We start from the raw sequence: 20,614 nt of genomic DNA on the forward strand, positions 1-20,614 counted from the left end.
ATGCAGAAAAATCGGGAAAAAATACGGGAATGAGCGGTACGTTTTGACGGAGGAAACTGCGATAAGATGCGAAAACGGCAGATTATCAGCGTTCCTCTTCGTTTTCCGTTTTCGGAGATATACGCGGATGACTTCGGACAGGGAAATGTAGGGAAATGAGCGGTGAACGCTTTGGCTTATGGTAGTGAGATACGTAGATGAGGCATGGACGGCGGATTGCGCGGACAAGTATGGTTAGATACGTAGATGGTACGTGGACGGGACATTGACGGGATACGGACGGGGCGAAAACGGATTGGAAACTTATACCAGATTCCAAGTGGCTTTTTCGCAACTGTTATATTACTTCTCAAAATCTGTACACTTAGTACAGAATTTATTTTTGCCAAATATTACCCAAGTTCAGATAATTTCATTAACCTTTCACACAATAACGTCTTTATCAAATTCCCCGGAATCGCTGTAACCCTGATAAATACTGGATTTTTCAAATGTACCATAGGTTTCCGCAACTTCTAAAATTAGATAATTTAATTCTGTATACAGTATTTTGATTAAAATACATTTATGTTACCTTTTTTCATCTTTTAGCAATTTATATCGTCATTTTTTTGTTAATTGCATTCCAAAACAGACTTAATACTACCAAAAAAGTCCCTTATACATTGCGTTTTGTCGAACATATATTCTTTTCAAATTCTGTAACAGAATTTAATCATATCTTCATCTATAAAAAGCTGAATAGAAATCCGAGATTCCAGTTTGCAAGTTTTGTTCCCGTTCAGCTAATCTTTCGCAAATGTAAATTCCGTCAAATCAATCTATGTCCATCTGAAGTTCACTTTTACTTTGACAACAGTACCTAGCCCCAGAAAATAATAAATCCTAAATGCGGAAAACCAAAAGATATTAGTATTGCAGCCGTAATACAGATAACTCCCACAACCGTGGAACCATTAAACCCGTTTCCGTGTCCATATCTTCTGCTGTCACAATTACAGTTGGGGCCTTCACAATGACTATCATGGTAACCATTCATATCGTATTTTGTATAATCGTTATTCATAAATCCTATCCTCTCTTCTGAATAGACACTGTTATTCTCATTCCAACACTAATTTTGAAAAATCAAACACACTTCCTAAAGAAGTACCAAAAGGTGTAGGTTGCATGGCCTCTCTGATTTTTTCCAAAGTCTCCTTTATTTTTACCGGGTCCTGATATATTGTCAAAAGAATAGCTGTATTCCTGGCATCATCAAGTGCATCATGTGCATGACCGTTAAAATCAATACCGGCAAGATCCAGTGCTTTCTGTAAGGATATCTGTCTTGCAAATCCTAAATATTCATCTATCGTTCTTTGGAAATTCTCTCATGGAGTCTCAGTAATACGCTTTTCTTCTTCACTTGGCTGATATCCCTTCAATTCGATTTCATGCTTTATCTGTGCATAATCAGCGTTGCGCCAGGCATGAATTACAAACTCTTTTCCGGTTCCCAGGCACCAGTCGGTAAACATGTGGAATGCTTCTGAAAAACATGGTGCATTTTCAACCATAGCAAAACTAATTCCCGTAAGTTTTTCAACATCAGGATTGATTCTGATATTATATTCAGGTCTGACGTAGGTACGGAATGCAGCTATTTCATTCAAATTTTCATCAATAAGTACTGCTCCGATTTCTATAATCTCCGACCTGCAGACTGCACGAGCCGGATGCTTCTTGCTAATAGGGTTCATTTCCAGATCGACAACAATATGGTTCATAGATACCTCCTTATCTTACGTCACACCATAAAAGAATATATTTACTGCACCAGTTCACACAATATTCCCTGGGGTAATACATATTTTACTACACCCTTTGCCGTATCCCCCATACGATCATACATTCTGCCTGCACTCATGCTCTCTCCCTGTACCGTATAGGGACTGTTGGCTACATATCCTACCTTTCCGAGTCCGTCTACTTCCACTCGGATAGCCTCCTTATCCAGTTCGTTATCCGGTTCCTTGATAAGCTTCACTTCCATATTGGGCTCGAAGAACTCCTGACCGAAGTAATGCTTAGTTCCTGCAACTGTAAAGTAAATTTTTTCCATGTTTTTTGCTCCTTTCCAGCGTTTAGATGACTGTTTTTCTTATTTGTTTAAATAAGAATAGCATTTTTTGTGTCCCATATACAGGACACATGAAATGCTATTCTCTAGGCACATTAAAGAAAATTACACTATTTTCAATCAATTTTTTAGGGAGGCTACCATGATTTTATGCAGACTTATTTACTGGATCAACAACCAACTTCATCACAGGACCGGTTACCGTTTTTTCTGTCCAACCTGCCCTTATTACAGTGAATGTAAACAAGAGCAAGCCCAAATGACAGTCTGAAGATTTCGCTGTATAATTAAAAGACATACAATTTAGCAAAGGGAACTATAATGAACAATAAACTCAAATTACCACAGATATACAAACGCAATGGAAAAAACTGTTACCTGGATCCGATCAGACAGAAGCTGATCTACATTACTCCGGAAGAGACTGTGCGACAACAGGCAATCTCTTACCTGACAAATGTTTTGTCCGTTCCAAAGGATGTGATTGTCGTGGAACAGCATCTTTCTCATTATGGAATAAAGACAAATAAGCGTGCAGATATTGTAATCCATAAGCCTGATAAGGACGGTTTTATACAGCCGATTGCCGTAATCGAATGCAAAACTCCTGATGTGCCTTTGGATCTGAACGCCAGGGAACAAATGCTTACCTATTGTGATCTAATCTCTGCCGATTTTGCAATGCTTACCAACGGTGTTGAAGAATACTGTTACCGTTATAACCAAAGTACCGGTAACTACGAAGATATCGTAAAGCTTCCTGTGTTTACCGATATGCTCTCAGACAAATATGAGCTTTATGATCCCGGAGAACTTCCGCCCAGGATTCCTTTTGAAAAGCTAGCTGCATTTATCAAAGAGGATCGTGCTTCCAGAGATCCTGATGACTACGGCTATGACATCAGTAAACTTACTCCCATGAATATTGCTGTACCAGTGTTTAATCTCTGGGAAGGCTTACTTGATACCAGAATTAAGATGCCCGTTGGCAATTACGGGCTGTTTGAACTCCTTGAAGATTATGGGGTACGCATGCTCTCCTATGGGAATGCCGCCGGAGGAAAGTTTTTTGGTCCTTACAGATCATTCCTCGTAAAAGTAAATGATAATGTAGAATTTTATTCTATCGGTGTGACAACCTACTGTAAATCAACCTCTCCGGAAAACGTCAAGACCTGCATTGCTGTTGCGCATGATGACGAAAAGGAATCTCACCATGCCTTACAGCTTGTAGCAGACGATAACCTGGTTGTCCGAGGAAATACAATAGATTTTTACCATCATGGTAAAATAGCGATTGGAAATCTTGGCAGTGGAAAAATTGATGAATTGCGTTCCTTTGTAGCTGACCGCTACCCTCAGATCATCTCCGGAAACAAATTTTACCTGGGAAGCCTTACAAATGACCGTCTCTTTAGATTAAATGATCTAGATGTAATTCATCTGATCGTCAATCTGATTTCCTATGCCATGATACGTTACGAATACAGAGAATTTGCGAAAAAGAACAAATAGCAAAAGGGCAGATTTTGTCTGCCCTTCCTACATATTCATGCTGTATTATGCGCTTTCTTGGAGGGCACTGATAGATGTCATGATCCCTACCATAATTTTATGCAGACTTATTTACTGGATCAACAACCATCTTCATCACAGGATCATACCATTGTTTTTGCTCTACCTGCCTTATTACCTTTTCGATTTCATTAGCCGTATCATCTACATATAACGTCTGCATATACTCACTCTTCTCCAATTGATATTCCCCTAACGAGTTCCACAATATTTGATTTTCAATTCTTTTTAATCTAACAATCTGACATCGATATGTGATATATTTAATATATCTCACTACACTTAAACACGAGACCACGGAGAGAGAATTATGCCATACAGCAAGCTGCACAATCCTTACACAATAGATATTAATCCTGTCTTGTCGGACGCCCAATTAAATAACATATCTGATAATATGGATACAGCACAAAAAATTATCCGGGCATTAACCTTAAAGATACCTGTGCAATCAATTATATACACTGCCACTGCAAATGATATAAACAGGTCTATTCTATTAAGTCAGATATGGGATTTTGCAACAGATAACGATATTGTATGCCTGCATATTGACAATACCAATAAGAATGATTTTATGCAACAGATTCATGACTGCTGTCTAAGATATATTGAAAATATTCAATCCGTAATTAATGCGACTCCTGGTATTGATACAAACGCTTTAGATGATGCTTTGAAATCATTCACACTTTTAATTGCTCCCGATAAAGCCCTGTATTCGCCTTCCTTGCAGCAAGATCAGGATTTATATTTAATTGCTGCTAACCCTACGCAAATACTTACAGATGTATTTGTGGACCTAGGTAATATCGCGAATGACATAGGCATACCGATCTGTATATTTATTGATGATATGGACCGTATAGCACATAAAGATTTATCCGCACTGATTACATCATTGCACAGAGTAACACAACTCAATTTACCTATTATGCTTATTGGTAGCGGACTTCCTACGCTACACACGACGCTCGCACATGCAAAATCATATTCCGAACGGTTATTTATTTATCTTACATAGCAAATATTTATATTTTACCGGTATATGCATGTTACATATTGATTTTATTGTTCTCTGATATTCATCACGATCCTATTATTTCTACATATATAAATTTATATATAATATATTATGACTACAATACGCATATTGATTGATACGGAATAGGGATAAGAACCAGAGTCCACTCCTACCGTCGTATCCCCTGGTTCTTATCCCTATACATATAGAATTACGATTTTTTGGACCGTTTTACGGTCCAAAAAACTTCCTCCGGTTCAGTATGCAATCCCTACTTTGCCAAATACCTTTTTACAGTTGATTCAGATATACCCAATTCATCCGCGATCTGCCTCACCGTACATCCACTTTCTCTTAATTCTTTTGCTTTTTGTGATAATCTCAGAATTTCTTTCTGTTTATCACTCACCGTCGGTTTTTGATCTTTGCGATACTGACGCATGTATTCTCTTCGATATTCGCGATATTCTTGTTTTGTGTAAGAGTTCCAATTTCGCATACGAAAACCGTAGCGAGCTGCCTGCTCCGGATCTAAATCTAATTTTTTCAAAAATGTCACATCTTTATAATTATATTCTTTTCCTTTATAAATACTAATTTTAAGCTTTCTTTCGTTAAGTGGCGTACGAAAGTCTGAGTTAAATTTTCTCACTAGTTCCCATGATTCCTCCCTCGACAACTGTTTCATTTGCAACAAACAGTTAAAATACAGATGACACATCATCTCTCTATGCCCAATATCATAGCCATCCTGCTGTAACTGTTCCAATAAATGCAACCTCTTTTTCATTAACTGAATCAGATTCGAACTGGAATATGTGCGTGTTGACCGTTGTGTCAACTTTTTTTGCTGTCGTTTTTTGTAATCCGCGTACCAGTCTGGTAATTTTGGTAATATTTGCTCGGCTAGCTCGTGGAAGTCCCATCTTTTTCCATTCGCAATTTCCATAGCGCACACACGATCTTTAGATTTTATCTGCCAGTGATATTTCCCATCGGGGCCAATATAACCAATATATTTTCTGTTAATACTGCCTGGAATGCGCACAAAACTTGTATAGCTATTTACCTCCGCATTGTATTTGCAATCCAATTCGTTAATACATTTTACAAGTTCTGCTTGCACTCTATCCAAAAATATTAATGTTGCTTCTCTGCGCTCTTTCTCTTGGGGATTGGGGAGCTTTACGCCGCCTTCATTCAGCAAATATACCAAGCGCAGGCGATTCCCATATTCTATGTAAGTCGGCATTGGAAAAAAATGCCACTCTGTATTATTTGCTGCTTCAACCTGTCCCATACCTCTAATGGGTCCATAAGATTCCCTGCATCATCAGTAAATTTGAAATCAATATCAATGGGGATACACATTACTGCAGCAATATTGTCTTTCCGGGCATTATTGTTCCTGTAAAAAACCGATACACTCATATAGGCGTTACTCGCATAAATACCATTGCGTAGGATTGTATCCTCCACGTCTTCCCTGGCCATATAATTTGCCGGTATCAATGCGCCGCGTTTGTTTTTTCCGTTGCAAAGTTTGACGTAGCCATGTGCCGATTTATACAGTGTAATAATATACTGTATTTCCTTGGGCAATAAATCGATTCTGTACATATAGTTGTAGCACAACTATTTGTTTTTTGGATGTTACAATTTTTTATGAGATTTTCTGCACATGATACTGTGCGTCTGAATTTAATGATTTTTTACCGATTAGGATTAATAGCTGGTAATTTGTATAAAGATGTGCGAATCGAACAAGCCGAAAGAGAAAGCCAGCATACAAAGTACTCTCATTTGCGACTCTCCATTCAGTTCACTTGCAATAAAAACTGATTCGCTAAGTAAAGACATTTACCTATTATTCCCAATGCGGAATATTCTTAGATTAGATTTAATTTTGTTTGCCTTTTGATTTGGCTCCTATAATTTTATGTTAATTTTATTGACTTGATCCTTGTATCAAAGATCTATCAATATCCGATAATCAAATATGCGTGATTATCATACCCTTAAATTCCATATTACTCTGGAAATCTTCTTTTAATTTTAAAATATCAATTGATTGTCTTTAATTTTAGCTATCGCTTACTTATTATTATTTATTTTTCTAACTTCTTACTTGTAATGTACACCCAGTGGTGTTGTGCTTTCCTCCTCTATAATTATTATCCCAGATTTTTGTTAAAAACGTCCCCTTTTTGAGTCTAACAGGACTTAACAACAATTTTATCTGCTAGTTTAGCTCAAATTAATTCATTTTAGCAAACTCATGTGATATGATTATATATATTTTTTATGAAAGGACTCGAATAATGAAAGAACCGACAACTTCCCCTATTAATTACAATAGATATAAATGTCAATGTAACATATATATATACCGCCGATCAAAACGTATGACGCAGGACAAACTGGCTCATCTGGTTGGAGTTCGTCGAGAGACAATTTGCCGCATCGAAAATGATAAATTTGTTCCTTCTTTAGAACTGGCTATCGCTCTCTCCGATGCACTCGGCGAATCGGTTAATACGCTCTTTACCTTGTCAATAAAATAAAATTTTAGTCTTAAAAAAATATTTTAGCGACACAATATATCACAAATGTGATATATTGTGTCGCTCAGACTGTAGACAAAGCTCCTTCCTGTGAGGGAGCTTTTCTTGTGTCATGACTGCAAAAATTATGTACTTACAAGCATATAAGAAGTAGTGAAAATGCCGTATTTACGGGACTTTTCACTACTTTTTTGGTATAATGAAAGTATCAAAATAAAGGCGGTGTTTCCTATGATGACACAGAATGCAGATAAGAAAAGAGAACAGATTCAGATGTTCTGCATGGATGACCTTGTTCCGCAGGATCATCTGCTGCGCCTGATTGACCAGGCAATCGACTGGAGTTTTATCTATGATCTTGTGATCGATAAATACAGTGCAGACAATGGCCGCCCCAGCATGGATCCGGTCATGCTCATTAAAATTCCATTCATCCAGTATCTGTACGGCATCCGAAGTATGCGCCAGACAGTAAAAGAAATCGAAGTCAATGTCGCATACCGATGGTTCCTCGGTCTGGAAATGATGGACAAGGTTCCCCATTTCTCTACGTTTGGAAAGAATTATACCAGACGCTTTAAGGATACTGATCTTTTTGAACAGATCTTTTCCCGTATCCTGCAGGAATGCTATAAATACAGACTGATCGATCCTTCCGAGGTCTTCGTGGATGCCACCCATGTAAAAGCACGGGCAAACAGCAAAAAGATGCGGAAACGGATTGCAGATGAGGAAGCACTGTTCTTCGAAGAGCAGTTAAAGAAGGAAATCAATGAAGACAGGGAAGCGCATGGGAAAAAGCCTCTGAAAGAAAAGAAGGAAGATCCCAAAGATCCCCCCTCCTGTGGTGGCAGCTCTGATGGAAAAGAAGAAAAAACGGTCAAGGAAAGTACAACGGATCCGGAAAGCGGATGGTTCCGAAAGGGTGAACATAAAAATGTTTTTGCGTATTCCGTGCAGACAGCCTGTGACAAAAACGGATGGATTCTGGGTTATAGTGTAAATCCCGGCAACCAGCATGACAGCCGGACATTTAAATCCCTGTATGATAAGATAAAAGACATTGGCATTCAGACACTGGTAGCCGATGCAGGATACAAAACACCAGCGATAGCAAAGTTACTTCTGGATGATGGTATCACACCGCTTCTACCGTATAAACGCCCCATGACCCAAGATGGTTTTTTCAAAAAAGCCGAGTATGTGTATGATGAATATTTTGACTGCTATGTATGCCCGAATGATCAGGTGCTGGCTTATCATACGACGAACCGTTCCGGATACCGGGAATACAAGAGCTGCGGAATGATCTGTGAAGGATGTCCATATCTGAAGCAGTGCACAGAAAGCAGGGATCATGTGAAGGTAGTGACCCGGCATATCTGGGAGCCGTACATGGAAAAGTGTGAGGATATCCGGCATACGATTGGGATGAAGGAAATGTATGCGCAACGGAAAGAGACCATAGAGCGCCTCTTCGGAACAGCAAAAGAAAACCACGGATTCCGCTATACACAGATGATAGGAAAAGCCCGGATGGAAATGAAAGTCGGGCTTACGTTTGCCTGCATGAATCTGAAAAAACTGGCAAAGATGATAGCCAGGAAGGGAAAAAGGGGAGCCCAAAAGTGTTTATTATTGATCAAGTACACACTTTTTGAACCGAAAACAAGAAAAACGCTTCTGGAGTGCTGACCAAAAGCGTTTTGTCTACAGTCTGAGCGACACAATATATCACAAATGTGATATATTGTGTCGCTATTCTTCTGCAGAAAAGTTACCGCTACACTCAAATATTTCATGTTAATGGCATAGAAAAACTTTGCATGTAGTGGAGGTAGTGCATGATTAACAATAATACTTATTCATTTTCTGCGTTTCGCGAATTGTACGATCTAGCGCTTGATGATACAATTAATCCATCAGAGATTGCTCATGTGATTGATCAGATGAGGAAACGAAAAGAAGTTGAAAATAAGTACAAAAATTTAATTAAATGGAGGGATGACGGCAGGCCTTATTTATATATGGAACGCAAGCAGATTATCGCTGCTGATTATGACCGGCTCATTGATAAGCTGGTGAAAATTGAATATGGGTATGAAAACGCATCGTTAGAAAGTCTGTTTCCGGAATGGGTCATCTGGCGCAGGGACTATTCCTCAGTTTCAGTAAAAACCATTCGTGAAGATATCCTTAACTGGAATAGCCATTTAAAGGATACGGATATTTCAAAAATTCCGCTCAAAAATCTCATCCCCAGAGATTTTACCCAACTGTTCCGATCCTGGACAAAAGACCGGGAGATGACGCGCAAGAAATTCAACAACATAAAATCCGTCATTAACGGTATTTACTACTATGCGATTGAAATGGGAATTGTGGCTCACAATCCTGTCAAGGATATAAATTGTAATCAGTTCTCATTCCAACCTGTAAATAACGATGATGATGTATATACTATGGAAGATCGGAAAAAGTTGTTGGAATATCTGGCTACCATGCCTGATGATATCTATGCTTTGGCAATCCGGTTCGATTTCCAGTTGATTGCCCGGATAGGAGAACTTTTGGCATTGAAGTGGTCTGATATTACTCCTGATAATTACATTCATTTCCAGAGACAGTTTTTGGGACAGCGTGTTTTAAACGATGATCTTACGTTTGAGACTTTAACCCACGAAAATGTCGATCATATCAAGGGTAACACGGACGAAGGCTTTCGTTACGAACCGTTGACGGATGAAGCACTGGAAATCTTAAAACAGGTTCGGGAACTCAATCCCGATAGCGAATACATTTTTGTAACCCCAAACGAAAAACAGCTAAACGAAAATACATTCAATACACGACTGAAAAAATACTGTAATAAATGTGGTGTGACTTACAGAAGTTCTCATAAGATTCGATTTTGCGGAGCTTCCATTCTTTACGAATTAGGAGTTTCCCTGACAGAACTAAAAGAATTACTAGGTCATACCACTATACAGATGACCTTGCACTACTTAAGACGCGTAAAACCCAAGGGAAATGTTGTCCGTACAATGAATGAAGCATTTAAAGTTTCATGAACGTAATTTCGATACCCAAAAATGCTGAAACCCTGATGTTTACTGGGTTGCATACACTTGCATACATTTTCGGCAAAAAGCAAAAGCCCCAAACCCTTGTATTTACTGGGTTTGGAGCTCTTCATGAGAATGCTGGTGGCCGGACTTGAACCGGCACGGAGTTGCCCCCGAGGGATTTTAAGTCCCTTGCGTCTGCCTATTCCGCCACACCAGCATGGTGTGTATATACATCAATCGGAGGGGTTTTCCCTGATATTTGGAGGGATATTTCCGATGGATGAACAAATTAAAATTTTTTGATTTTCTGGAAACCCAGTAAAATCAGGGGTTTGCACGATATTGTGTGGAATATACGTGTGGGATTTTAAGTCCCTTGCGTCTGCCTATTCCGCCACACCAGCGGACGCATTGCGTTATACTCGATTGCATGGACTTACGCGCTAAGCACTGTTCCATTGAGCTCATCAACGCAAATGGATGGAGGTGGATTCGAACCACCGAAGCAATTTGCAGCAGATTTACAGTCTGTCCCCTTTGGCCACTCGGGAATCCATCCATGTCAGGCAAAGTGCCCTAACAATGTGAAATTGTAGCATATGTTCACACAAATTGCAATATGTTTTTTGCTATTTTGCAATATAATATAAATAAAACGGATACTGCGCCAGCTGCATCTGCCCGTGATCGGTCACCTGATACCCTTTCTGCTGCAGTTCCGCGAAAGAGTCATCGCTCATGGCATCCGGTGTAAAGTACCAGAATCTGTCGGATTCTGCCTGGTTGTAATCGCCGTTTACGATCTCATTATCGGGGTAATAATAATACAGTACTGTCCATCCCAGATGTTTCACCCCGTTGGTGACCATCTGCACATCCTCTTCGGGCGTGCCGATCAGATCCAGGGTCTTGTCAGTCTCTACCTTCTGCTGTTCATAACTGCCATAAGATTCCCGGTAATTCTGTATTCCCATGCCAAACATTACAAGCAGTAACAGCACAAGCAACAATCGGGCTAACAGCTCCAAGCCCTTCCAGGACTGGTTCTCCAGCTCCACCACCAGTTCCAGCACCCGGCTGCTGCCGATGACCAGCATCATGATCGCCACTGCACTTAACGGATACAGATATCTCTGTGCCAGCATCGGTGCCATTACAACACTCAGCAGATACGCAAATGCCAGCGTTCCCAGGATCGTGCAGGCACCTACTACCATGGCGTAAGTTTTGTCAGACCATCTTTTCACTGACGGCTTCTGCAGACGAATACCCTCTTCTCCCATGGAAAACAGGGACGAATCCGCCACCAGCGTCACTATCAGCAGTACTAACAGCAACGGAAATACAATTACATTCATCCGTCTGCCGCCCATGACGATCTCCAGGCTCTTATCCAGCCCGAGGATCTCCGTCATCCACCAGCCTCTGCTGACATTTTTCAATCCCGCATAGAAAAAATACAGCCAGGGAGCATAGCCGATCAAAAATGCCACGATTGCCAATACACCTTTTGTCCAGGTCTTACCGCGATATTTGATCCACACTGCCACTCCGGTGAAAAACATCATAATGCCCACGGCTACCAGAGCATAATAGTGAGAATATGCCGCGCCCAGTGCCCACAATACCATTCCGGTCCAGGTCTTCCTGGTGCCATCCGCTATTACACGGTAAGAACAGTAAAAGCAACCCATTACACACAAAAAGGCAAGTGCATACATACGAACTTCCAGATTATATTCCAGGCACGCCTGTCCCAGACCCGATATCATCACGAAAAATGTGGTCGAGAGCATACCGAAATGTTTCCGTATCACTGTCAGTGCCAGCACGATACCAATGGCAAACGGTACCAATGAAGCCAGATGGAATACCGGAACGCTGAATCCGAACAGGGTTCCAAACAGTTTCAGCCAGTAATAATACAGCGGCGGATGATTATCCCAGTAATACAGCACCTGCAGGATACCACCGACGCTCTTATGTGCAGTATTTGCAGAAAAAGCTTCATCTCCCCACAGCACCCGGTCGGACATCATGCTGAAATTGAGACAGATCACCAGCACACTGAATGCCAGTACCACGACCGGTCCTATGTATCTGTATACAATGTTCCATCCTTTGCTGCCGGCGATTTTAGTCATAACACTGTGAATCTTCTCATGTTTACCGGCTTTCGCCTCTTCCACGAACAGTTCACAAATGGTATATGCCAGCATGATGCAGATTTCCAGGCTCAGCACTTTGACTGCATATTCCCGGGATTCTACGAGTTTTCGCAAAATTGTATTGTCGTCATTGCCGGTCAGGGAAAGCAATACCCACGGCACAAAAAGCATGATCATCAGACAGGTTGCATAACGAAGAACATACGCTCCCTTACTTCCGGTCACCGTCTTCCCGGTGCTTCCATTATTTTTCAAAACATATTGCCGCCAGATCCCTAAGGATACCAGCGGCAACAGCAGGGTTATGATGATGGTAAACATCTGAAATCCTCTCTGTCTTTGGTAAATTATATTTTTTTCTACACGTTATTCCTGCACATACTTCAGGATTGTCGCGGAAGTCTGGGGCATCTCGATCAGGATCTTCCCTGCCTTGATCTCATACTCCGCGCCTTCCATGCAATATCCGTCATCTCTGGACTGCAGGATCACTTTCATCTTACCTGTCTTAGGAACCCCGATCTCCCATACATGGATCTCCTTGGTGATGGGATGATTGTTATTGTTGATCAGGATCGCACACTGTCCCTTGCGGTTAAAACGCCCGTAGGAGATGAAGTTATAATCATTCTCCAGCATTTTCAGGGAACCGGTACGCAGTTCCTCGTTTTCACGGCGCAGGCGGATAATATCCTTGTGAAACGACAACAGCACCTGATCCTCATGTCCCCAGGGATAGGTTCTCCGGTTATCGGGATCCGTGAATCCACAGACACCGGCTTCATCTCCGTAGTAGATCGTCGGTGCGCCCGTCCAGGTCATCTGGATCACAACGCCCTCCCTGAACACTGCCTTATTGATGCCCTGTTCCGCAGCCTGCGGTCCCAGTGTATTGGTACGTCCCACCTTATGGTTCGTTCTCGTCAGGAAACGGGAATGATCATGGTTGGACAGTTCATTCATAGCCACCTGCCAGCTGGGCATGGAAAAACTGGAGGTATGATGCCGCATGGCTCCCCAGAAGCTCTCTGCATTACCGAGCAGGTCCTCTCTGTAGTCATCGCTGTGCTTCTCCATACCGGTGAGGAACCAGGTCACAGGCTCCATGAACGCATCGTAGTTCATGACAGTATCCCATTCGTTGCCCTGCAGCCAGTCTCTGGTATTGCCGTAATGCTCTGCCAGAATGATCGCCTCCGGATTGGCCTCTTTTACCGCTTTCCGGAATTCCTGCCAGAAATGATGATTGAACTCCTGGCTGTGACCTAAGTCTGCCGCCACATCCAGTCTCCAGCCGTCCACATTATAGGGCGGAGATACCCATTTTTTTGCAACATGAAGAACGTAATCCATCAGTTCCTGAGAACCTTCGTAATTCAGCTTCGGCAGGGTATCATGTCCCCACCATCCGTCATAGGAATTGTTATAAGGCCATGCTGCCTGATTATGAAAATCAAAATAATTCCGGTAAGGGCTGTCTGCGCTGACATAAGCACCCTTGTCATAGCCTTCCGCATTCTCGTAAATACGTTCTCTGTCCATCCATTTATTAAAGGATCCGCAGTGGTTGAACACACCGTCCAATATGACTCTCATGCCTCTGCGGTGCACCTCTGCCACTACCTGGGCAAACATCTCGTTGCTCGCCTCTAAGTTCGCCTTATTGGTCACGCGGTCGATATAGCGGGAAGCGAAACGGTTCTCCCGCTGTCCATCCGGAAGTAGCTCTCCCTCATCACTGACGATCTTACCCAGATGGGGATCAATATAATCATAGTCCTGAATATCGTATTTATGGTTGGACGGGGATACGAACAGAGGGTTAAAATAGATCACCTCAACCCCCAGCTCCTGCAGGTAGTCCATCTTGTCCAATACGCCCTGCAGGTCTCCTCCGTAGAACTCACGGACATCCATCTGTGCAGGATACCGTCCCCAGTCCTCTACACGGTGCACCGGCTCCCCGATATAGCAGTATTCATTGGTCAGCACATCATTGGAGGGATCGCCATTGCAGAAACGATCGGTATAGATCTGGTACATTACCGCACCTTTTGCCCAGTCGGGAGTATGGAAGCCGGGAATGATGATAAAGTCATAATACTCGTTGACCTCCTGCACCAATCCTCTCATATCAAAAATACCCGTGATCCTGCCGGTCTGTACCTCAAAATAGTAAGATACCTTCTGGTCATCCAGACGCATCACATAAGCATAATAATCAAAATCATTATCGCCCTCCACTCGTACCATGAGATGCTTCTGCCCACCGCTTACGAGGAATATCCTGTCCACGTTATTCCTGGCGGTACGGAAACGGATCGTCACCTCGGAATAAGGTTCCGGCTCTTCCGGAATCACATACTCCGCACTTGTATCTGTAAAAAGAGCTCTTCTGTTAAATACGGGTCTCATGGCAGCAATATACTGCTGGTTATATTCTGTTCGACGTAATCGCTCCAGATCCATAGTATCTATCCTTTCTGAGACTAATGTCTTACTATCTATATTATGCTCCTGCTATTCTTACCTGTGCAGCACACACATATGTAATTATACCCTTTTTCCGTACATCTGACAACAGCCTGCCTTGTTTTTGAACGGTAAAAAGGACAGTCTTGGGAGGACTGTCCTTTTTAGAGAAGGTATTTCTTTCTTATGGGGTATAGCAAAAAACTATATAATGTATTGGGGGGGTTACGAGTATTATAATAGCATGCACTACTAGTTTTTACTATTCTCAAAATTCACAAATATTACAAAAATGAATATTTGTTTTTGTATATTTTTCACAAAAGCGGTTTGTACAATACTACCAAATCTACGAAACACCCTCGAAAACCTTTTCCTATACAAAAAGTGCTTCAAACTCTTCTCGGTTGATCTTTTCTTTTTCTAGCAGTAGCTTAGCACAACTGTGAAGTACATTCTCATGCTGCATAATAATGTCTTTTGCCTTGGTATAGCAGTCATCTATGATCCTCTTGACTTCCTTATCGATCTCACCGGAAATCTCCTCACTGTGAGCCTTGGCATGTGCCAGATCCTTACCGATGAAGACTTCATCATCGTCATCATCATAGCAGATGACTCCGATATTATCAGACATTCCGTAACGGGTTACCATACGGCGGGCTGTCTTGGTGGCTTTCTTAATGTCACTGGATGCTCCGGTGGTAATATCTCCGAAGATGATCTCCTCTGCGATACGTCCGCCCAAAGATACCATGATATCCTGGAGCATGCGGCTCTTGGTGGCGAACATCTCATCCTTTTCCGGCAGAGGCATGGTGTAACCGGCTGCCCCTACGCCGGTAGGAATAATGGATACGCTGTAGACAGGTCCCACATCCGGCAGCACATGGAACAGGATCGCATGACCTGCTTCGTGATATGCCGTAATCTTCTTCTCCTTGTCGGAAATAATACGGCTCTTCTTCTCCGCACCGATTCCTACTTTGATAAACGCCCTCTTAACATCTTTATTCGCGATAAAGGAGCGGTTCTCCTTCGCTGCGATGATCGCTGCCTCGTTCAACAGATTCTCCAGATCCGCTCCGGTGAATCCTGCGGTAGTCTGTGCGAGCTGCTGTAGATTCACATCATCTCCCAGTGGCTTGTTCTTCGCATGTACCTTCAGTATTTCTTCTCTGCCACCCACATCCGGAGTCCCTACCGCTACCTTACGGTCAAATCGTCCGGGACGCAGGATCGCGGGATCGAGAATATCCACACGGTTCGTAGCTGCCATGACGATAATGCCTTCGTTGACACCGAAACCGTCCATCTCTACCAGTAACTGGTTCAGGGTCTGCTCTCTCTCATCGTGTCCGCCGCCCATACCGGTACCACGGCGTCTTGCCACGGCATCGATCTCATCGATGAACACGATACAGGGCGCATTGTGCTTCGCCTCTTCAAACAGATCGCGCACACGGGATGCGCCGACACCGACGAACATTTCCACGAAATCAGATCCGGAGATGCTGAAAAAAGGTACTCCGGCTTCGCCTGCCACGGCTTTCGCCAGCAGAGTCTTACCGGTTCCGGGAGGTCCCTCCAACAGAACACCCTTGGGAATCCTCGCACCGACGCCGGTGTATTTTCCGGGTTCTTTCAGAAAATCGACGATTTCCTCCAGTTCCTCTTTTTCCTCCTTCAGGCCTGCTACCTGTGCAAAGGTGACGCTCTTGTCACCCATGGACATTTTGGCCCGGCTCTTACCAAAGTTCATCATTTTACCGTTACCGCCACCGGCCTGCTGGGCATTCATCATCATGAAAAGGAATACACCTACAGCCAGTACTGCCAGCATCGGCAGCATATAAGTAAGGAACCAGTTCTCTCTCTCAATGTCATTCACTACGGGGTCAAATCCGTACTCGCGGACCAGTGTCTCCAGCTCGGTGATATCCGTAGCATACAGCTTATGGTTCAGTCCGTTCTTCATCTGGATCTCCAGATAGCCGGTAGGGGCTTCTCCATTCGGCTGTATTACGATCTCAGATACATTTCCGGCATCCAGATCTGCGATGAATTCTGCTCTGGTATAGTCCTCTTCCCGGTTGCTCAACAGATTGAGTCCTACGATCACCATGACCAGAAGTATGATAAAAATAAAATAAGAATTAATTGTTCTGCCGTTTTGTTTCAACTTCACGGGCCTCCTGCATCTTCGTATTGCTTAATCGAATTCTACCACACCGATGTAAGGCAGATTACGATATCTCTGATCATAATCCAGACCGTAGCCCACTACAAATTCATCGGGAATATTAAATCCGGTATAATCTACATGAACATCGATGACTCTTCTCTCCGGCTTGTCCAACAGAGTGCACAGACGTAAAGAAGCCGGTCCTCTGTCACGAAGCATCTCTAACAGATAACTTAAGGTTCTTCCACTGTCTACGATATCCTCTACTACGATAACATCCTTATCCTTCAGAGATTCATCCAGGTCTTTTACGATCTTCACCACACCGCTGGACTTGGTATCGCTGCCATAGCTGGATACAGACATGAAATCCAGGGATACGGGAACGGTGATACGCTTTGCCAGCTCACACATGAAGAAGCTGCCGCCCTTCAGTACACATACAAGGTGTACCTGCTTACCTGCATAGTCCTTACTGATCTGTTCTCCGATCTCCTGAATTCTCTTATCTACTTCCTCTTCTGTCAACAGTACTCTGATATGTTCTGCCATTTTCTTTTGTCTCTTCGCTCTTAGGCGAACTCCTTTCTTATTAATTGTACCTTTAAAATACGTTTTGTATTCTCCGTTACTTTATAATATTCGCTGATGCGGTATCCCATGACCCACAGCACGTGATCATCTTCTGCCAGGATCGGCAGTCTGTCGCGCTCCTTGCGAGGAATTTTCTGATCGACAAAATAGCTTTTTAATGATTTACGGATCATTCCGCCTCTGCCGTCTGCAATGGTCAGATAGTCCCCTGTCTGCCGTGTTCGTATCATCGGACATTTTTTTATTTTATCATAATCAAACCATTTCGTATACTGATTTGTAGGAACTTCTTGGTTTTTTTCAAGTCCATGGGGCACCTCACACACAGAATATTTCAATGTTCCCAGGGCACATTCCACTGTTTTCATCTGTCCCGGAACCATATCCGGATCCCACTGCTGCCAGAGCGGCATTGCAGCAACATTCTGTCTGTCACTGTCCGCAGCTTTCGTTGTCTGGCTCGTCTGTATTGTCAGGATGACCTGTTCATATTGCCGTCTGCCGCGGATTCCGAAGGGAAGGCAGATCGTCCGGTTTCCTTCCTGCGTAAACAATGTCAGAAGCTCTACAATATGCTGATAGGTGATGTCTTTCTGCCCGGGGGAAAGTCTTTTTACCTCTTCATACAAAAGTCTTTTACGGATCACCGGATGCAGCGTCAGAAAAGGTTCCACCGCGATATGCACCTCTTGTGCCTGACTGCTCACATCCGGCTGCAGCGCACTGCCCGGAGCCTTTATGCTCCGTATGCATCTGTTCACTGCCTCCACCGTCTGCAGCTCCAGATATTCCTCCGTCTCCGCCAGCATCTCCGCTGTCTGGTTCATGTGCGCCACACAGCCCCGCGCAATGTTTTGCTCCGCATAGGGTAAAATATGATGCCGTATCCGGTTCCTGGTGTAATCGTCCTCATCGTTGGTAGCATCCTTACAGTAAAAAATTCCCTGTTGTGTTAAAAAGTCCTCGATCTCCCATCTCTCCAGGCACAGGATCGGCCGTATGATCCGACCTCTCACCGGGAGGATGCTTGCCAGTCCCCGGATGCCGCTGCCCCGGAACAGATGAAACAGCTGCGTCTCGCTGCGGTCATTGCTGTTATGCGCTACCGCGATCTTCGTGGCTCCCCATTCCTCCGCAGCTTTGTCAAAAGCTTCATATCTTGTTCTGCGGCCGGCTTCCTCTTCGGAACATTTTTCCAGAATTGACCGCTGCCGCACATCAGCTTCCGTCAGGAAAAATGGGATTCTATGTTCTCCACACAATTTTTCCACATACCGGGCATCCTCACCGGCTTCCGGCCGGATCCCGTGATTGACATGGACCACCGCAATGTCCAGCGGGAATTCTCTCCTCCATTCCAGTAACAAAAATAAGAGGCAAACCGAGTCTGCCCCTCCGGAAACCCCGGCCACCACACGGTCACCGGGTTGCAGCATTTGATGCTCTTTTATATATGCAAATACTTTTTCTCGTGTATCCATCCATGTATTCATGATTTAACTCTATCCTAATTATGCGAAAAAATCAAGGCAGCAATCACGCATTCTCCCACAAGCACAGCACAAACACCGTCATATCATCCCGGATCCTGCCCCCACAGCTGCATATGGCATAAGAAAGTATCTTCTCTGCGATCTCCTGCGGATTCTGTTCTTCCAATGCCTCTATCATATCCCGCATCCGCTCCTCGCAATCATCCTCCAGTGCATCCAGCACACCGTCCGTCATCATGATCAGCAGATCGCCCGCTGCCAGCTGCCGCACCCGGACTTCCGTCTGCGCTTTCTGAAAAATCCCCAGCGGCAGACTTTCTCCTCCGATACACTCTGTTCCGACGCTTTCTTTCAGAAAAGTGGCCGCACCTCCGACTTTGCAGATCTCGCACTCTCCGCTGTACAGATCCAGGCTGCAGATATCCACCGTCGGATGATCTTCCTCCTCATTCTGCGCATACAATGCGGAGTTCAGCATATTTACGGATTCTTCGGTATCAAATCCCGCCTCCAGCATTTTTTCCATGAGATCCAATACTCTGCCACTGCCCCGGCTGGCATCTTCTCCCGCACCGGTTCCGTCGGATAACAACAATAACAGTCTTCCTTTTTCCGATTCCAGCATGGCATACTGATCCCCGGATATTTTCTCTCCCTCTTTTACTGCCCGGCTCACTCCGGTAAGGGCCACATATTTCGGTTCTTCTGTAAACTGAAAACAGTGTGGTTCCCTCTCTATGAGATAGGGACTTCCCGGCGACGGCTGCAGATGCTTCCCCAAAAGTACGGTAAGCATATCTGCTGCCTGCGATGCCTTACAGCCGGATCTCTCCGTGGAAAGTATCATGCTGATACCGTTTGCGGCAGCACCTTTTTTTCGAATATAACATAACTCTGCTGCCGCAATCCCCTCACTATGCAATGCCTGGACGAGGTTTTTTCTTCGCTTTTCCTCTACCGGCCGGTAGCACATCTCTTCTCCGGCCACTTGTTCCATGATCCGTGCGACCGTCTGCAGATGATCCCCCATGACCTGCCTGCTCTGCTGCAGCAGGCATTTCTCCAGAATACTCTGCCTGTCATCTCCAACAATCCTCGTTTCGTCGTGAAAACTTCTCCCCAATTCCTCAAAACTCTCCGCATACCCCAACAGCTTCTGCCGGCACAGCATGGATACCTGTGCACATAACTTCTGTTCCGGATTTTTCTGTTCCCGTTTCCCTATCACCATGACTATTCCCCTTTCTGTCTTCACGATTATAGAGCCACTGTTTCTTTCTTTTTGTCAAATTCGGGGGAATGTTACCTTCATTTTTTGCGACAAAAAAAGCAGGTCCACTGTTGAGAAT

General features: G+C 43.5%; 16 protein-coding genes and 2 tRNA genes. 5 read left to right on the forward strand and 13 right to left on the reverse strand.

Features of this window, described 5'->3' with window-relative positions; translation table 11 throughout:
• Nucleotides 1-862: 862 nt before the first annotated feature.
• From H9Q77_RS15985 to H9Q77_RS15995, 3 genes are all read right to left on the reverse strand, one after another.
• Entirely contained in the window at nucleotides 863-1,066 is a 204-nt protein-coding gene (locus H9Q77_RS15985; protein ID WP_249326233.1) for a hypothetical protein, read from the reverse strand.
• Nucleotides 1,067-1,373: 307 nt separating this feature from the next.
• A complete protein-coding gene (locus tag H9Q77_RS16785) occupies nucleotides 1,374-1,769 on the reverse strand; it encodes a 3'-5' exonuclease (protein ID WP_330595985.1) in 396 nt (131 codons plus the stop codon).
• Nucleotides 1,770-1,810: 41 nt separating this feature from the next.
• Nucleotides 1,811-2,104, reverse strand: coding sequence for an HIRAN domain-containing protein (locus tag H9Q77_RS15995; RefSeq protein ID WP_249326235.1), 294 nt, complete (start codon nucleotides 2,102-2,104; stop codon nucleotides 1,811-1,813).
• 339 nt (nucleotides 2,105-2,443) lie between these two features.
• Here H9Q77_RS15995 and H9Q77_RS16000 point away from each other — a divergent pair, with 339 nt between their 5' ends.
• Nucleotides 2,444-3,637: a type I restriction enzyme HsdR N-terminal domain-containing protein gene (locus H9Q77_RS16000; RefSeq protein ID WP_249326237.1), complete on the forward strand. Its 1,194-nt coding sequence runs from the start codon at nucleotides 2,444-2,446 to the stop codon at nucleotides 3,635-3,637.
• A 97-nt stretch (nucleotides 3,638-3,734) separates the two neighbouring features.
• On the opposite strand, the gene H9Q77_RS16670 is transcribed toward H9Q77_RS16000, so the two are convergent.
• Nucleotides 3,735-3,860: a hypothetical protein gene (locus H9Q77_RS16670; protein WP_283244799.1), complete on the reverse strand. Its 126-nt coding sequence runs from the start codon at nucleotides 3,858-3,860 to the stop codon at nucleotides 3,735-3,737.
• A gap of 147 nt (nucleotides 3,861-4,007) precedes the next feature.
• On the opposite strand from H9Q77_RS16670, the gene H9Q77_RS16005 reads away from it, so the two are divergent.
• Nucleotides 4,008-4,721 (forward strand): hypothetical protein, encoded by a 714-nt coding sequence (locus tag H9Q77_RS16005; RefSeq protein WP_249326239.1) that lies wholly within the window; start codon nucleotides 4,008-4,010, stop codon nucleotides 4,719-4,721.
• Nucleotides 4,722-4,992: 271 nt separating this feature from the next.
• Here the strand turns inward: H9Q77_RS16005 and H9Q77_RS16010 are convergent, their stop codons facing one another.
• Nucleotides 4,993-6,021 carry a helix-turn-helix domain-containing protein gene (locus H9Q77_RS16010; RefSeq protein ID WP_249326241.1) on the reverse strand — a complete coding sequence of 343 codons (1,029 nt, stop codon included), beginning with the start codon at nucleotides 6,019-6,021 and terminating at the stop codon, nucleotides 4,993-4,995.
• A gap of 1,021 nt (nucleotides 6,022-7,042) precedes the next feature.
• On the opposite strand from H9Q77_RS16010, the gene H9Q77_RS16015 reads away from it, so the two are divergent.
• The 3 genes from H9Q77_RS16015 to H9Q77_RS16025 all read left to right on the forward strand — a co-directional run bounded on the left by H9Q77_RS16015 (nucleotide 7,043) and on the right by H9Q77_RS16025 (nucleotide 10,356).
• The gene (locus tag H9Q77_RS16015; protein ID WP_249326243.1) at nucleotides 7,043-7,285 is read left to right on the forward strand and encodes a helix-turn-helix transcriptional regulator; all 243 of its coding nucleotides are present in this window, start codon (nucleotides 7,043-7,045) and stop codon (nucleotides 7,283-7,285) included.
• Between the two features lie 231 nt (nucleotides 7,286-7,516).
• Complete coding sequence (locus tag H9Q77_RS16020; RefSeq protein ID WP_249325999.1) at nucleotides 7,517-8,980, forward strand: IS1182 family transposase; 1,464 nt, start codon at nucleotides 7,517-7,519, stop codon at nucleotides 8,978-8,980.
• Nucleotides 8,981-9,129: 149 nt separating this feature from the next.
• A complete protein-coding gene (locus tag H9Q77_RS16025; RefSeq protein ID WP_249326244.1) occupies nucleotides 9,130-10,356 on the forward strand; it encodes a tyrosine-type recombinase/integrase in 1,227 nt (408 codons plus the stop codon).
• 130 nt (nucleotides 10,357-10,486) lie between these two features.
• Here the strand turns inward: H9Q77_RS16025 and H9Q77_RS16030 are convergent.
• The 8 genes from H9Q77_RS16030 to H9Q77_RS16065 form a co-directional block, all read right to left on the reverse strand.
• Nucleotides 10,487-10,570: transfer RNA gene (locus tag H9Q77_RS16030), tRNA-Leu, on the reverse strand.
• Between the two features lie 260 nt (nucleotides 10,571-10,830).
• A tRNA-Tyr gene (locus H9Q77_RS16035) sits at nucleotides 10,831-10,912 on the reverse strand.
• Nucleotides 10,913-10,982: 70 nt separating this feature from the next.
• On the reverse strand, nucleotides 10,983-12,842 hold the full coding sequence (locus H9Q77_RS16040) for a glycosyltransferase family 39 protein (RefSeq protein ID WP_249326246.1): 1,860 nt from the start codon (nucleotides 12,840-12,842) through the stop codon (nucleotides 10,983-10,985).
• Nucleotides 12,843-12,887: 45 nt separating this feature from the next.
• Entirely contained in the window at nucleotides 12,888-14,990 is a 2,103-nt protein-coding gene (locus H9Q77_RS16045) for a glycoside hydrolase family 13 protein (RefSeq protein ID WP_249326248.1), read from the reverse strand.
• 379 nt (nucleotides 14,991-15,369) lie between these two features.
• Complete coding sequence (gene ftsH, locus H9Q77_RS16050) at nucleotides 15,370-17,118, reverse strand: ATP-dependent zinc metalloprotease FtsH (RefSeq protein ID WP_249327173.1); 1,749 nt, start codon at nucleotides 17,116-17,118, stop codon at nucleotides 15,370-15,372.
• Nucleotides 17,119-17,205: 87 nt separating this feature from the next.
• Nucleotides 17,206-17,730, reverse strand: a complete 525-nt coding sequence (gene hpt / locus H9Q77_RS16055; RefSeq protein WP_022153439.1) for a hypoxanthine phosphoribosyltransferase — start codon at nucleotides 17,728-17,730, stop codon at nucleotides 17,206-17,208.
• A 20-nt stretch (nucleotides 17,731-17,750) separates the two neighbouring features.
• Entirely contained in the window at nucleotides 17,751-19,265 is a 1,515-nt protein-coding gene (gene tilS / locus H9Q77_RS16060) for a tRNA lysidine(34) synthetase TilS (RefSeq protein ID WP_249326249.1), read from the reverse strand.
• 43 nt (nucleotides 19,266-19,308) lie between these two features.
• Nucleotides 19,309-20,496: a SpoIIE family protein phosphatase gene (locus H9Q77_RS16065; RefSeq protein ID WP_249326250.1), complete on the reverse strand. Its 1,188-nt coding sequence runs from the start codon at nucleotides 20,494-20,496 to the stop codon at nucleotides 19,309-19,311.
• Nucleotides 20,497-20,614: the final 118 nt, after the last annotated feature.

Origin of the sequence: Simiaoa sunii (assembly GCF_014337175.1) — a bacterium.
Taxonomy (GTDB): Bacteria; Bacillota; Clostridia; order Lachnospirales; family Lachnospiraceae; genus Acetatifactor; species Acetatifactor intestinalis.